Raw genomic sequence first — 15,508 nt, 5'->3', positions numbered from 1 at the left:
AATATTTTATAAATGGGTGAACGGTTACTTTCAGCATTAAAATTAAGTTTAGCCTCTACAGATAGTGCTTTAAATTTAAGAAACTTAAAGTATCTCCCTAGATGGGCAGTATTTCTTATTGATATATTTCTAGTTTCAATATCATCATTGCTTACAATTTTAATAATTGTAGATCTTACACCAAACTACTATACGCTTTTAGATTTCCCTCTAAAAGCGATAATTGTTGTCCTAACAAATATCTTTTTCTTCTTTGTTTTCAAAACGTATGCTGGGATTATTAGGTATTCTTCTAATATCGATGCCTTAAAGCTAATATTGGCAACAGCTTCCTCCTTTTTGACCTTAATGGTAATTAATTACATTACATTTTTTGTAATTGGAGAAAAGATTTTTTTAATAGGTGGGTTATTGATCAATTTATGGATCTCATTTTCTTTACTCTTTTTATTTCGTTTAGGTGTTAAACAAGTTTATGAGTTTTATAAGATTGTTCTTAGAGGAGATACCATAAAAAGGGCAGTTATTTTGGGGGCAGATGAAAATGCAATTTCTATTGCAGGAGCTTTAAATATTGAGCATCCAAGGAGATTTAAAATCGTTGGTTTTCTTACAAAAACTAAACATAATAATAGTATTAGAATTCTTGATAAACCTGTTGTAAAATATAGAACAACTATTCATAATCAACTTAAAAATTTAAATGCATCGGCTGTTATTCTTACTGAGCAAAATTTCACATCTGAAGAAAAATTTGCAATTGTAGAGGATTGTTTGGAGAATGACATTCAAGTTTTTAATGCACCTCTCGTTTCTAGTTGGGAAGATGATGATAAACCGATATCTCAGAAAGTTAAGACTTTGCAAATCGAGGACCTGTTAGATAGAGAACCAATCGTATTAGATAGAGAAAACAAAACTGCACAGCTCACCGGAAAAACAATATTAGTAACTGGTGGTGCCGGGTCTATAGGAAGTGAAATTGTAAGACAAGTTGCACAATATAGTCCTAAGAAGTTAATTATTTTAGATCAGGCAGAAACACCTTTACATAATCTTCAATTAGAAGTAGAAGCTAAATATCCTGAATTAAAATGTAGATTTATAATTTGTGATGTAGGAAATCAAAAAAGATTAGAGTTGATGTTTCAAAACCATAGTATAGATGTGGTTTATCATGCTGCAGCCTATAAGCATGTTCCTTTGATGGAGGCAAATCCTCATGAGGCCATTTCAGTAAATATTCGCGGAACAAAAAATCTAGCAGACTTAGCAGTCAAATATGACGTGGGCCATTTTGTAATGGTTTCTACAGACAAAGCTGTGAATCCAAGTAATGTGATGGGAGCTTCAAAAAGGGCGGCAGAAATGTATGTCCAATCGCTTTATCATAATCAGGCTAAATTTGATAAAAAGGAAACTAAGTTTATAACTACCAGATTTGGGAATGTTTTAGGTTCTAATGGTTCTGTGGTTCCGTTATTTAGAAAACAGATAGAAAAAGGTGGACCTGTAACAATTACCCATCCAGATATTATCCGCTATTTCATGACAATTCCTGAAGCTTGCCAATTGGTATTGGAAGCTGGAACGATGGGGAAAGGTGGAGAGATTTTTATTTTTGATATGGGCGAACCTGTAAAAATTATGGATCTCGCTATTAAAATGATTAAACTAGCTGGGTATACCCCGAATAAAAATATTAAGGTGAAAATTACCGGACTTCGTCCTGGTGAAAAGCTTTATGAAGAACTATTAAATGATGAATGTAAGACGCTGCCAACCCATCATAAAAAAAATAATGATAGGAATAGATAAAGTTCAAGATTATGTATCTATCAATGACAAGGTAGAAAAAAATTATAAAATCTGCGGCCAAGCTGAAAAACGACAAAGTTGTTGCAAAATTGAAAGAATTAATTCCAGAATTTATAAGTAATAATTCCTCATACCAAAGCCTCGATAAGTTGTCTATAGAAAAGAAGAGTGCAGAGTTAATCAATAAAACAACTTAATTTTGATAGTTCTTCTCATTTTTTAAGCTTAACCTTTTATATTTGCATCCTGACCCAATTTTAATGAAAAATAAGTTTTTAATTTTAGTATCCTTGTTTGTGCTTGCAAGCTGCTCCACCAAAAAAGAAATTGTTTATTTTCAGGAACCTGAAGATATAGAAAATCTCCAAAGCCTTATGAAATTTGAGCCTGTGATAGAGGTAAATGATATCTTACAAATCGATGTAACGTCCTTAGATGAATTAGTAGCAGCTCCTTTTAACAAAGTGCAAAGTAATCAGCAAGGTAGTGTTGGTGGTCAACAGAATGCAGCTCTAAGAGGTTATCTTGTGGATGTTAATGGAGATATTCAATTTCCGGTATTAGGCCAAATTAACGTTATCAATAAATCCAGATCTGAATTAGAATCTTTTCTTACAAAAAAAATAAAAGTATATGTTAAAGATGCTGTTGTTTCTGTTAGACTCTTAAACTTTAGAATTACCGTACTTGGAGAAGTGGGAAGCCCTGGAGTAGTGCAAGTTGCGAATGAACAAATTAGTTTTCCTGAACTAATAGCAACTGTGGGTGATATTAAATATACCGGGAAAAGAGAAAATATAGTGGTAATTAGAGAAATTGATGGTGTAATATCAGTTGGTAGAGTGGATATTACAAGTTCTGAAGTTTTTAAAAACCCTTTTTACTATTTAAAGCAAAATGATATTGTTTATGTGGAACCAACTTATAGACAAATTAAAACAGCCGGATTCATAACGAGTTACACAGGCCTAATTTCTTTATTTACAACAGCCGTTAGCTTAGTTATTCTTTTTACTAGATAGAACAAATGGAAGAATTAGAATATTTATCCGAAGACAAAGAATCCAATTTTGATTTAAAAGCTGAGCTATTTAAATACCTGGGCTATTGGAAATGGTTATTGTTTGGATTTTTAATAGGCGGCTTAATTGCATACTTATATAATCGATATACTATCCCTCAGTATCGCTCAGACGCTTCCATGATGATTCTAAAGGAAAGCGATAATAGTATGGCGAGTGCCATTCCTTCTGGCGGTGGTTCGATTTTAACCTTTGGCCAAAATACCTTAGATAATCAAATTGTAACTCTTAAATCTAAAAGATTAGTAGAGAAAGTTGTGGATGAACTGGACCATAATATTCTTTATTTTGTGGAAGGAAATGTCATTACAACTGAAGCATATAAATCTAGTGCTGTAGTAATAAAATTTGTCACGCCTGATTCTATTATTAATAATCTATCTGAGGATTTTTACGTAAATCCAATATCAGATTCTAAGTTTCAACTTTTAACTAACAATGATTTATTTTCTAAAGAGTATACGCTAGGAGAGATAATAGAATATAAAAATTTAAAATTTTCAATTCTTCCCAGAGATTCTTATGGTGGTATAAAATTTAAAAATACTAAGAATATTCATATACAGATTAGACCAGTTGTTAATGTTGCTGAAAAATATATACAAAGTCTGTCGATTGGACCAAAAGGAAATGCTGTAGACATATTATCTTTATCGGTTATCCAAGAAGAAAGCAACCGATCAAGAGATTTTTTGAATAATCTAATGTTTCAATTTAATAGGGATGGGGTTGCAGATAAGAGTCGAGTCGCAGGAAGTACTACTGAGTTTATCCAGAATAGATTAGAATTAATTACAAGTGAATTGGATTCTGTAGAAGGAGGAATGGCCAGTTTTAAACGTGATAATCAGATTATGGATGTATATTCCGGTGCTCAGGAATATATTTCGAAATCCAGCCAGGCAGATCAGGAGATTTTTAGTATAGAAACACAACTTCTTATTGTTAATTCCATAAAGGACAAGCTTAATTCTACGAGTAACTATGAGCTATTACCTATTAATTTGGGTATTCAAGACGGTGGGATTTCAGGTTTGATTTCCACTTTTAATACACTGATTCTTGAACGAAATAAATTATTGGTTTCTTCTACTCCAGAAAATCCTGTGGTTAAAAATTTGACAGATCAGATTGATGGTTTGAGAACCAGTCTTTTTGAAAATATAAGTAGCTATCAAAATTCTTTGAAAATTCAGAAAAGTGAATTGGAATCTTTAGGTAGACAATCGGACAGTAAGTTTAATTCTTTTCCAGGAATGGAAAAAGGAATGCGAGGCATTGAAAGACAACAACAAATTAAAGAACAACTTTATTTATTTCTTTTGCAGCGAAGAGAAGAAGCTGCCATAGCATTTGCTGTGACCTCTCCTGTTGCAAAAGTTATAGATCCTGCGTATACAATATCAGATCCTGTAGACCCAGCTCCAGGATTGATTCTGGTTGGAGGTTTTTTAGTGGGACTTATTTTACCGATAATTATCCTTTTAATTAAATTTATTTTAGATACCAAGGTTCATCATAAAGGTGATCTTGCACCACTAACTAAGAACATTCCCTTTCTGGGAGAAATCCCAAAAATCGGCGAGAATCAAGAGGAGATTATACAATTAAATGACAGATCGCCTCTTGCAGAATCTTTTAGGATTTTAAGAACCAACTTGGCGTACTTGTTAAAACCTAAAGCTGATAATAGAGGTGAAATAATTTATGTAACATCAACTATTAAGGGAGAGGGTAAAACGTTTATTTCTTATAATTTAGCTCGTACATTATCTACTAGTAATAAGAAAGTGGTTATTATAGGGGCAGATATTAGAAATCCCAAATTGCACAGATATATCGATTTACCTATGGAGAGCAAAGGTCTATCTGATTTCCTATATAATTACGATTTAGTAACAAATAATATAATTAATGACTCCTTAGATAAGAAGGTTAAAGTCGATTTAATCTTATCCGGTTCAATTCCTCCAAACCCTGCTGAATTATTTATGAGTGATCGTATGGGAATTCTACTGGAAGATTTGTCAAGAATTTATGATTTCGTAATCGTAGATACTGCTCCTACTATGATTGTTACAGATACGCTACTTATTAGTCCTTTAGCAGATACGACACTTTATATAACTAGAGCTGGTTATACTGAAAAGAAATTGTTAGAATTTCCTAAAGAATTGAAGCAGCAAGGAAAGCTTAAAGGATTAGCAATCATTTTAAATGATGTTGACTATTCAAAATTTTCTTACGGTTCCAAATATGGTTACAATTATGGGTATGGATATGGATATGGTACAGATGAGGAGACTAGATGGAAAAGAATTAAGAAAAAAGTTTTAAATAAATAATTACTGCTAAAACTCATCTCTCGTTTTAGTAAGTACTTTATCTATTTTATTTAGATGTTTTTTTTCCAACTTTATGGCTTGTAATTTTTCTATATGTTGAATTCTATGCGCATCGCTGCCAATAAAGTCGATCATACCGTTTTCCAATAGTCTATATGCGAATTTTTGCATATTGCTTCCATAATGGGGAGTGAGTGATAACGTATTTAATTGGAATAAACAACCTCTATTTTTCAAATCTTCATATTTAGATAAATCTTTAGCATGATAAAATGCATATCTCTCAGGATGGGCTAAAACTGGTTTATATCCGTTGGTTTGAAGCTTAAATAAAATCTCATTCAAATTAATAGGGGCCTGGAAATAGGACATTTCAACAAGAACCATATTATCTTTCAATGGTAAAAGCTTCTCGGTTTTCATTAGATCTAAAAAATTTTGATCCATCATATATTCTGCAGCAAAATGTATTTCAGTATTTTTTAATTTTTCATTTTCGCTAATTCCCTTATTTAAAAGCGCTAGAGCATTATTTATTGTTTTTGGAGTGTTAGGATAATAGTCGTTCATTATATGTGGTGTCGCAATAAATTTACTAATTCCTATATCACTAAATTTCTCAAGTAAACTAATAGAGTCTTCTATATTTTGTGCCCCATCATCAATCCCAGGTAAAATATGGTTGTGTATATCTGTAATTCCTTGCAAATGGTCTACTAGGAATTCTTTTTTTCTGAAAATGGAAATCATAAAGTTTAATTATATCGCATAAAATTACATATTTTTATCACTAAAATAAGATGCTGAGCATCTTTACACTTATTTAATTTTTATATGAAACTTTCATTAACCTTTCTGCTTATTTTAAGTGGTTCTCTCTTATTAAATGCTCAACAGGTAAAGTACGAAGGTTTTGGGGCCTTAACAGGGATTGTATATTCCCAAGAAGAATCGCCATTTTGGATTCATAGTAATCAGCGGGGGCGGATAGATGAATCAAGTAATATCTCAGCATTTTTTAGTGGCAAGGCTACTTACCAATTTACAAGACACGCGAGATTGGAAGTAGGAGTTGGAGGATTGTTTCATGATGGCTATACAGAAAAATTACAACTAGATGAATCCTATATAATGCTTGAGAATTATTGGTTAAAGGTTCATGCAGGAAGAAAGCAGAAAGATGAATTATATGATGGCTTAAGTGCAAGTAATCAGAATATTCTTTGGTCTTTAAATGCAAGACCTTTACCTGGAATTAGTTTTTCGCTTAAAAATCCAATAACCATATCTAAAAAGTCTGGTTTAAGTATAGACGGTACTCTAGAAGAATTTATAACGGATGATGAAAGGCATGTTGAAAATACAAGAATTCATCATAAAAGTTTTCATATAATTTTTGATAAAATAAATAATTTCAAAATCAAAGTTGGACTTCAACATTTTGTTCAATGGGCAGGAGATGCACCCGATTTCGGAAAATTGCCAGGAAGTTTTGGAGATTATACAAATGTTTTTATCGGAAAAGAAGGAAATAACAATGTAGGTGGACAGGAAGCAAATGCCCTTGGAAATCATCTTGGAAGCTACGAGGTCTATATAAATACTTCGGTTAATGACTATAAAGTTGAAATTTTATATAATCACCTATTTGAAGACGGTTCTGGTAGAGTATTAAGAAATACTCCCGATGGGAGATATGGAATCTTTGTAGAAAGCCCGGAATCAGATAATTTAATTAATTCTTTTATGTACGAGTTTTACTATACGAGAGACCAAAGTGATGAAGACATTACTACCGATGGTAATGATAATTATTTTAATAATAATTTATATAGATCGGGTTGGACCTATGAAAGAAGGATTTTAGGCGTGCCATTTATAACATTGGATGATGAAAGATTTAGGATAAGTAATAATAAGATAATTGTGCATCATGCTGGAATTTCTGGAGTGATAGGAAATATGCCTTATAAATTCTTAACAAGTTATAGAAAAAATTATGGGGCGAAAGGAGCGCGTAATTTTAAAAAGAATACAGTACTATCTACTTACTTGGATCTTAGAGTGTGGCAAGATACTTTTGATGTCAACCTTCAAGTTGGTACAGATTTTAATGATAGCCAATCCCCAAATTTGGGAGCGGGAGTTCAACTAAGCAAAAAATTATTTTAAATCTAGAGCTGAATAATTTTTTTTTGAAGCTCTCTCAATTAACATTGTAGATTTTAATCTATAACTTTTTTGGTTTATTCTAGGTTCTTTGCTTTATAAAGTAAACTTTTCTACCTTTTAGGATTGAAAGCCCACTTTACCCTAACCAATTCTTATGTCTAGCCAAAATTCTGTAAAATTAAAGAGGGAATCCCTAATCTCTGAAATATTAAATAATCAGATTGTTCAATCTACAAAGAATAATTCTGACTATATTATTAAAGTAGATCTTAACGGAAAAGTACAAAGTATAGATTCTGCAACAATTGATTTTATTACAGCTAATTATAAGAGTTCTCTAAAAGTAAATGAAAGTTTATTTGGTATAATTTCAACCGAATACTTAGAAGAATTTTTAAATCTATTTAAAGAGGCTCTATTGGGTTATCAAGCCAGTACAATCATAAAAAGTATTGAGGTAAATAAGAATTTTCGCTTTAGATTAATTCCTGTTCAAAAAGATAAGATTGAATTCATAGAGATTCATATTTTAGCAGTAGATTCATTTTATAATGAAGAAACCAATTCAAATATAAATGAATCATCTAAAAAAGTTGAAATTTTAAATAAGACTTCCCAAGTCTTTGCGTCACTATTCAATAACCACCCAGACGCTGTGTATTCTTTCGATTTGCAAGGTAACTTTATAAGTGCAAATGAGAGCGCATGTAAAATGGCTGAAATTTCAATTTCAGAAATATTAAAGCATAGTTTTCTGCCACTTATTCCCGAGAAAGACCAAGCAATGGTTCTCAACCATTTTTTCAATGCTGTAAAAGGTGAATTTCAGAATTATAATACGAATATGCGGAGCTTTAAGGGGACTGAAATAATTATAAACATCACGAATTTTCCAATTATAATAGATGGAAAAATAACCGGCGTATTTGGGATTGCTAAAGATATTACAGAGGTTGAACTGAATAAAAAACACACAAAAGATCTGGAACATCGTTATAAAACTATTCTGGATCAATCTTTAGATGTTATTTGTACGATAGATAAACATGGGAATTTTGTAGAAGTAAACGAAGCCTGTATTAAAATGTGGGGTTATACCCCTGAGGAATTAAGTGGCACTAAATATATGGATCTTGTTATTAAGGAAGATTGGGATAAAACAGAACTCGTTGCTACCGAAATTATGGAAGGAAATAATAAGACTAATTTTTCTAATAGGTATAAAAAGAAGGATGGGTCTATTGTTCCAATGGTATGGTCTGCTAAATGGGTAGAAGAAGAGCAATTAAATTTTTGCATAGCCAAGAATGCATCAGAGATGAATGCTGTTAAATCTAAACTGGAAGAAGAACGAAATATTTTAAGGGCAATTATAGATAATATCCCGGATTATATTTTTGTAAAAAATAAGAAAGATGAAGTTATGCTTGCTAATAAGAGGTTCTATTCAGAATATCTAGGGAGGGATAGCGAGAAGGACATTTTAAATCAACTACCTACAGAATATTTACCGGTAGAGGAAGGTTTGGAAATAATGAAAGATAATCGGTTAGTTATGGAAAATGACAAACCCGTTATCAATAGAAAGGATATTGTCTATGATCACAATGGTAAAAAGGAGGTGATACTATTAACCAAAGTGCCATTTAAAACTGGGGAAGGCGAAGTGATAGGATTGGTTGGGATAGCTCGTAATATTACTGAAAGCTACGAGTTGGAACAAGAGCAGAAATTAGTTTCAAAGCTAATCGATTCTTTACGAATGTCAGAAAACTTACAACAAGGTTTATTTGAAACGATATCTGCAATCTCTGAGTATTTTAATTTTGACGTTGCTCAGGCTTGGGAAGTGAGTCATACCAATCCTAATGTAAAGGAAACGGCAAATTATAAAAAGAAAGAAGATAGTGGCATTGGTTTAGAAATTAGAAATCTAAGTTCGCCTCAAAATCTAGTTGGGGATGTATTAGAATCTCATAAAACCGAAATCTTTTTAAATAAAGAATCTAATAGTGTTTTAGTTGGAGTGCCTATCATTTTTGATAAAAAAGTAATTCAGGTACTTACTTTTTATGGAAAAATGGATAGGGAACTTGGCATTATCAAGGAAATTTTAAATAGATTAAGCTTACAGATTTCGAGTGATATCCAACGAAAAAATGCAGAATCTCAACTTAATAATCTTTTCAAAGATTCTCCAAATTTAATTGCGGTTATTGGCATGGACGGGTATCTAAAAAAAGTAAGCCCCTCCTTTACTAAAATCTTTGGTTTTTCTGAAGAAGAATTATTAAATACTCCTTATCATGAATTTCTGCATTCAGACGAGGTAGCAGTTTCTTTTGAAAGATTGAATGAAGTTACGCAAGGCTATAAGCCACGATCTTTTGAAGGCAGATGTAGAACTAAATGCGGAGATTGGAAATGGATTTCTTGGACCCCTTCGGAGATTATTTCAGATAATGAAGTCATTAATCTTTTTGGGTTAGACGTAACTCCATTAAAGACCGCGAATTTAGAAATGCTGAAATTTAAAAATATAATTGAGAACTTTTCAGAAGGAGTAAGCATACTGGACTTAAAAACAGATGATGTTTACTTTAATGATTCATTTAAGAAAGCATTGGGTTACGGTGAAAATGAAATGGGTTATATCACCAAAATTAAATCTACGTTTAAAAATCTAGCCCAAGGAAAGCAAATTTATAATCAACTTCTAAGCGGAAAGCCTTGGAATGGAGATATTCAGCTGATAAATAAATCTAAAGAAGTTTTAGATTATCAATTTAGCGGCGGACCAATTCTTAATCAAAATAACGAATTAATTGCTGTATATGGAATTCATACAGATATCTCTCACCGTAAAAATTATGAGAAAGAGTTAAAGCAATATAACGATCAGGTTAATAATATTCTGGAAAGCATTACAGATGGTTTTTTCTCCATGACGAAAGATTGGGTAATTACCTATTTTAATAGTGAGGCTGAAAAATTGTTTAGGATTCCCAAAGATGTTATTTTAAATAAAAACCTATGGGACTTCTTTCCAGAGGCTAAAGAATCCATTTCATATAAAAATTATTCAAAAGCATTTAAAACAAGAAAAAAAGTCTCTTTTGAAGATTATTTTGCACCCTATGATACTTGGTTCGAGGTGAATGCATATCCTAGTGCTTCGGGTCTGTCAGTTTATTTTAAAGATATTACAACGAAAAAGAGGGCAGGTGAGGAGATTAGAATAGCCAAAGAACGTTACGATCTTATTACAAAAGTTACCCATGAAGCTATATACGATTGGGATATCCCGCAAGACACTTTGGAGTGGAGCGAGGCCTATTTTAGTTCTTTTGGATATGCAATCCCTCCTTTGGATAAAGGCTTAGAGCATTGGGAGAATCAATTGCACCCCGATGACAAAGAGCAAGTAGTTGCGAGCCTCGAGAGTGCCATGGAAGATAATTCCGTAGATATATGGGAATATGAATATAGATTGATAAAAGCAGATAAAGAAATTTCTATAGTAATAGATCGGGGATTAATTACAAGAAATGAAGAGGGTATTCCTATAAGAATGATAGGATCTCTTCAAGATATTAGTCAATTAAAACAGAATGCGATTGCCCTAGAACAATTGAATTCTAAATTGAAGCATCGAGCGAATGAATTGGCAACCTCGAATGCCGAATTAGAACAATTTGCTTATATAGCTTCTCATGATCTTCAGGAGCCATTAAGGATGGTTACTAGTTTTCTAACTCAGTTAAATAAAAAGTATAAAGATCAATTAGATCCAAAAGCCCAACAATATATTTTTTACGCTACAGATGGCGCTGTTAGAATGCGACAGATTCTTTTAGATCTTTTGGAATATTCACGTGTTGGAAGAATGGATTATCAGCTCGAGGAAATAGATTTAAATGTAATGATTAATGAGATAAAAAGTTTACATAGAGATCTTTTCATAGAGGCGCAGGGAGAAATAATATTTGATAAGCTTCCTAAAATTTATGCCGCTCCAATTCCTTTGCAACGGGTATTATCCAATTTAATAACGAATGCTTTAAAATATCAGAATTCCGAGAATAAAGCTGAAATTAAAATAGAAATAATAGAATTTTTAGAGTATTGGCAAATAGATATTGCAGATAATGGTATTGGTATTGAAGAGCAATTTTTCGAAAAGATATTTGTAGTTTTTCAAAGGTTACATAGCAAAGACCAATATTCTGGTACTGGTATTGGTTTGGCAATTTGCAGAAAGATTATTGAAAATCATGGTGGAAAAATTTGGGTGAGTTCGAAAATAAATAAAGGAAGTACCTTCCATATCACAATTAAAAAACAAAATTAGTATATTTGAGACAGCCCCATTAAAAATTACCATATGAACCCTATTAATATTCTACTTATTGAAGATAATGAAGGCGACATTCTTTTAACTACAGAAGCCTTACTAGAAGGGCACATATTAAAAGAACTTCATGTTGTAAAAGATGGTTGGGAGGCCTTGTTATTCTTAGAAAAGAAAGAAAAATACAATTCGGCGATTACTCCAGATCTCATTTTGTTAGATATTAATTTGCCTAAAATGAATGGGCATGAGGTTTTAAAGAAAATAAAACAGAGTTCTAACATTAAACACATACCAGTAATAATGCTTAGCACCTCTTCTTCAAAAAATGATATAAGCGAATGTTACAAAAATCAAGCTAACTGTTATATTGTTAAACCTGTGGATGCCGATGATTTTGCCAAGGTTATTTCTTCAATAGAGAAGTTTTGGTTATCTACAGTACAACTTCCTGTTTTCAAATAAAGCTTATATGACTTATAATACAGGAGTTCTAGATATACTTGTAGTAGAAGATCATATAGGGGACTATATCTTAATCGAAGAATATTTAAGCGAAGAACATTTACAAATTAACTTAACTCGAGCATCAACTTTTAAAGAAGCTAAAGGTAATCTAAGCCGAGATCATAACTTTAAGGTTGTATTGCTAGATCTATCTCTGCCAGATGTGCAGGATAGTGAAGCCTTGGTTACAAATATGGTAGGTCTTGCTCCCAATACACCCATAATTGTTCTCACAGGTTTTGCTAATAAACAATTTGGAGTAAAAACTTTGTCTTTGGGAATTTCAGATTATTTATTAAAGGATGATTTAAGTTCCTCTCAATTAGCAAAAAGTATCTTTTATAGTATAGAGCGTAAAAGCATCGATTTTAAATTAAATGAATCTGAGAGAAAATATAAAGCACTATTTGATTTTAGCCCATTACCAATGTGGGTGTTGGACAAACACACATTAGAGTTTTTAAATGTAAACGATGCTGCTGTAGCTTTATATGGATATTCTAAAGATGAATTTCTAACAATGAATGTTCGTGATCTTTGGACAAAGGATATATATGAGGAAGTTGAAACCGCATGGCAAAACAACTATCATGATAAATTTGGGGTAACTGTGAAACACCATAAAAAAAAATGGTGAAATTGTGCACATGGAAATTAAAAGCAATCCTATAGAATTTGATGGTAGGGAAGCACGCGTTACACAAGCCAAGGATATCACTGCTCAGTTAGATGCAGAGCAAGCTTTAAAATGTAGTGAGAAACGCTTTAGGGCGTTAGTGCAGGATGCTTCAGATTTAATAATGATTATGAATTTTGATGGTGAATTATCATATGTAAGTCCTTCCTCTTTGCAAATGACAGGGATCTCCGATCTGGATATGATTCAGAATAATTTTTTCCATTATATCCATGAAAATGATGTTGAAAGTGTAAAGGAACATTTGTTAAAATTAAAAGATAATAGGAGAGTTCAGATTCCTTCTTATAGAATTAAGACTTCAACTAATAAGTGGCGTTATATAGAGACTATAATTACCAACTTAAATGACGACATGTCTGTAAATGGCTTGGTTGCTAATTCAAGGGATATAACAGAATTCATCAAGCAAGAGAAAAAATTAATTCATAGCTTAAAGCGCTATGATATTGTTGCAAAGGCAACTAGTGATACCATTACAGACTACGATGTTTTAAATGACAAAATGTATTATAATGAAGGGATAGAAACTGTTTTTGGCTATTCTAAAAGTGACATAGTTAATACCGGTAATTGGTGGAACAGTAAACTGCACCCGGAGGATATGGAACGGGTTCGAAGATATTCGAAACAAGTACAAAAACTTAGGTCTGGACATATTCAAATTGAATATAGATTTAAATGTGCAGATGGGAGCTATAAGTATATTTTAGATAGAAGTTATCTAATTACAGATGAAAACGGTAGCACCATTCGTATAATTGGTGCTATGCAAGATATTACAGAGATTCAAAACTACATTCAAACCATAGAAGACCATAACAGCAGATTAAAAGATATTGCTTGGACACAGTCTCATGTGGTTCGGGCTCCTTTGGCAAGGATTATGGGATTAGTAGACCTTATTCAAAATTACCCTAATATAGATGAGCAATCTGAATTATTAGAGCATATTAATTCTTCTGCCAAAGAATTGGATAGTATCATCCGAAATATTACAAGTAAAACCGAAGATGTTACTCTAAACCCCCGCTAATGCTGAAAGTACTTATAATAGATGATGATGATATTGTTACATTAGTTCAAGGGAAATTACTTCAGAACTGTAGTGTAACTAAGGAACCTTTAAAATTTAAGAGGGCATCTGAAGCTGTGGAATATTTAAATTCAGCGTCCGGAGAGCATCATTATTTATTGTTATTAGACATTAATATGCCAATGATGAATGGATGGCAATTTCTTGAGGAGATCGAGAAAATGAGTGTTAAGAATAATATTTCTGTTTTTATGGTAACCTCTTCTATAGACTATAACGACAAAGAGAAAGCGAAAAAATATCCGAGGGTTATAAATTTTATTGAAAAGCCAATAACCGCTAAAAATTGTACACAACTCAAGGAATTACCTATCTTAAAGCCCTATTTCCCGCATCCTAATTAAACATCTGTTTCGGTAGGATTTCCATTGTTTATTTTTTCTTCAGCCCACTCTTCTTCTTCAGAATCTGCTTCTTCAGGCTTATCTTGAAAATCTTCAGCCCTAGGCTCATAATTCAACTTAATATACATAGGAAAATGATCGGAGCCAATGCTTTGCAATCGCGCAATCTTTACTAAGGTAAAATCTGAAGTATGAAAAACATGATCTAGGGGCCATCTAAGAAAGAAATAGCCGGTGTGAAAGGTATTATAAAAACCTCTTCCCAATCGAGGATCCATTAATCCGCTAATTTTTTGAAATAATCTGGTAGTACGAGACCAAGCTACATCATTAAGATCTCCTAATACCAATACTGTTTCTTTGTCTTTTTTTACATCTCTACCAACAAATAATAATTCTGCATCTCTATTTGTAGAAGTAAGATCTTCTGTAGGACTTGGTGGTTTTGGATGTAAGCAATGTATTTTTACAGGATGTCCATTGGGCAAAATGGCGTGTCCATGGATAGAAGGAATTTCATCGTCTATAAGATATTTTACTTTGATGTTTTTCAACTCCAGTTTGGAATATAAGTGCATCCCATATAAATTATCCATAGGGATCTTTACCGAATATTTATACTCATCTTCAATGGTCTCCAATTCAGTTTCCCACTTTTTATCTGTCTCAAGAGTGAGTAAAATATCTGGCTTCTTGCTGTTTACAAGATCTATCAATTTATCGTAGCTGGTGTTAGTAGTAAGTACATTACTTACCAAGATAGAAATATGGTTTTTGGTATCATCACCACTAAAAGACTCAACCGTTTTTTTCGCTAATTTGGTGTAAGGATAAATTCTAATCAGTTGATAAAAAAGACTGAACGCTAATAGGAATAAGAATATTATTTCCCAAACATCATCGAAAGTAAAAACTAAGATAAAGGCTGTTATTTCTACAATCAATAAAAAACTGATTTGTAATCTTGGGAAATCAAAACCACGAACCCACCAATGATCGAACCTGGTTATAGATGCCAATGTTGGTATCAACATCACGATTCCAAAAACAACAACTATAATTTCGTGCACTTCCATAAATAAGCTTGGCTTCCTTT

The 15,508-nt window shown here is 32.3% G+C and carries 11 protein-coding genes; 9 read left to right on the top strand and 2 right to left on the bottom strand.

The features are described 5' to 3' along the window. Positions 1-12: 12 nt before the first annotated feature. The 3 genes from ON07_RS03650 to ON07_RS03640 all read left to right on the top strand — a co-directional run bounded on the left by ON07_RS03650 (position 13) and on the right by ON07_RS03640 (position 5,245). Positions 13-1,818, top strand: coding sequence for a polysaccharide biosynthesis protein (locus ON07_RS03650; RefSeq protein WP_010228294.1), 1,806 nt, complete (start codon positions 13-15; stop codon positions 1,816-1,818). Positions 1,819-2,078: 260 nt separating this feature from the next. After that, positions 2,079-2,840, top strand: coding sequence for a polysaccharide biosynthesis/export family protein (locus tag ON07_RS03645; RefSeq protein ID WP_010228293.1), 762 nt, complete (start codon positions 2,079-2,081; stop codon positions 2,838-2,840). Between the two features lie 5 nt (positions 2,841-2,845). Continuing rightward, on the top strand, positions 2,846-5,245 hold the full coding sequence (locus ON07_RS03640; RefSeq protein WP_010228292.1) for a GumC family protein: 2,400 nt from the start codon (positions 2,846-2,848) through the stop codon (positions 5,243-5,245). A 6-nt stretch (positions 5,246-5,251) separates the two neighbouring features. On the opposite strand, the gene ON07_RS03635 is transcribed toward ON07_RS03640, so the two are convergent. Then, complete coding sequence (locus ON07_RS03635; protein WP_010228291.1) at positions 5,252-5,995, bottom strand: tyrosine-protein phosphatase; 744 nt, start codon at positions 5,993-5,995, stop codon at positions 5,252-5,254. A gap of 84 nt (positions 5,996-6,079) precedes the next feature. Here ON07_RS03635 and ON07_RS03630 point away from each other — a divergent pair, with 84 nt between their 5' ends. The 6 genes from ON07_RS03630 (at position 6,080) to ON07_RS03610 (ending at position 14,412) form a co-directional block, all read left to right on the top strand. Continuing rightward, positions 6,080-7,417 (top strand): capsule assembly Wzi family protein, encoded by a 1,338-nt coding sequence (locus tag ON07_RS03630; RefSeq protein WP_010228290.1) that lies wholly within the window; start codon positions 6,080-6,082, stop codon positions 7,415-7,417. Between the two features lie 154 nt (positions 7,418-7,571). Continuing rightward, entirely contained in the window at positions 7,572-11,768 is a 4,197-nt protein-coding gene (locus ON07_RS03625; RefSeq protein WP_010228289.1) for a PAS domain S-box protein, read from the top strand. Between the two features lie 33 nt (positions 11,769-11,801). Continuing rightward, the gene (locus tag ON07_RS03620) at positions 11,802-12,233 is read left to right on the top strand and encodes a response regulator (protein ID WP_010228288.1); all 432 of its coding nucleotides are present in this window, start codon (positions 11,802-11,804) and stop codon (positions 12,231-12,233) included. A 7-nt stretch (positions 12,234-12,240) separates the two neighbouring features. Further along, positions 12,241-12,912: a response regulator gene (locus ON07_RS14420; protein WP_010228281.1), complete on the top strand. Its 672-nt coding sequence runs from the start codon at positions 12,241-12,243 to the stop codon at positions 12,910-12,912. 10 nt (positions 12,913-12,922) lie between these two features. Further along, positions 12,923-14,008: a PAS domain S-box protein gene (locus tag ON07_RS15840; RefSeq protein ID WP_010228280.1), complete on the top strand. Its 1,086-nt coding sequence runs from the start codon at positions 12,923-12,925 to the stop codon at positions 14,006-14,008. Next, positions 14,008-14,412, top strand: coding sequence for a response regulator (locus tag ON07_RS03610; protein ID WP_010228279.1), 405 nt, complete (start codon positions 14,008-14,010; stop codon positions 14,410-14,412). Before ON07_RS15840 ends, ON07_RS03610 begins: the two co-directional genes overlap by 1 nt. Here the strand turns inward: ON07_RS03610 and ON07_RS03605 are convergent. Next, on the bottom strand, positions 14,409-15,488 hold the full coding sequence (locus tag ON07_RS03605; RefSeq protein ID WP_010228278.1) for an endonuclease/exonuclease/phosphatase family protein: 1,080 nt from the start codon (positions 15,486-15,488) through the stop codon (positions 14,409-14,411). The two genes, ON07_RS03610 and ON07_RS03605, sit on opposite strands and share 4 nt — an antisense overlap. Between the last annotated feature and the right edge of the window lie 20 nt (positions 15,489-15,508).

The organism is Gillisia marina (genome assembly GCF_000258765.1).
Classification (GTDB): domain Bacteria; phylum Bacteroidota; class Bacteroidia; order Flavobacteriales; family Flavobacteriaceae; genus Gillisia; species Gillisia marina.
The sequence above is the reverse complement of the archived record's forward strand: the minus strand, read 5'-3'. Positions and strand labels throughout refer to the sequence as shown.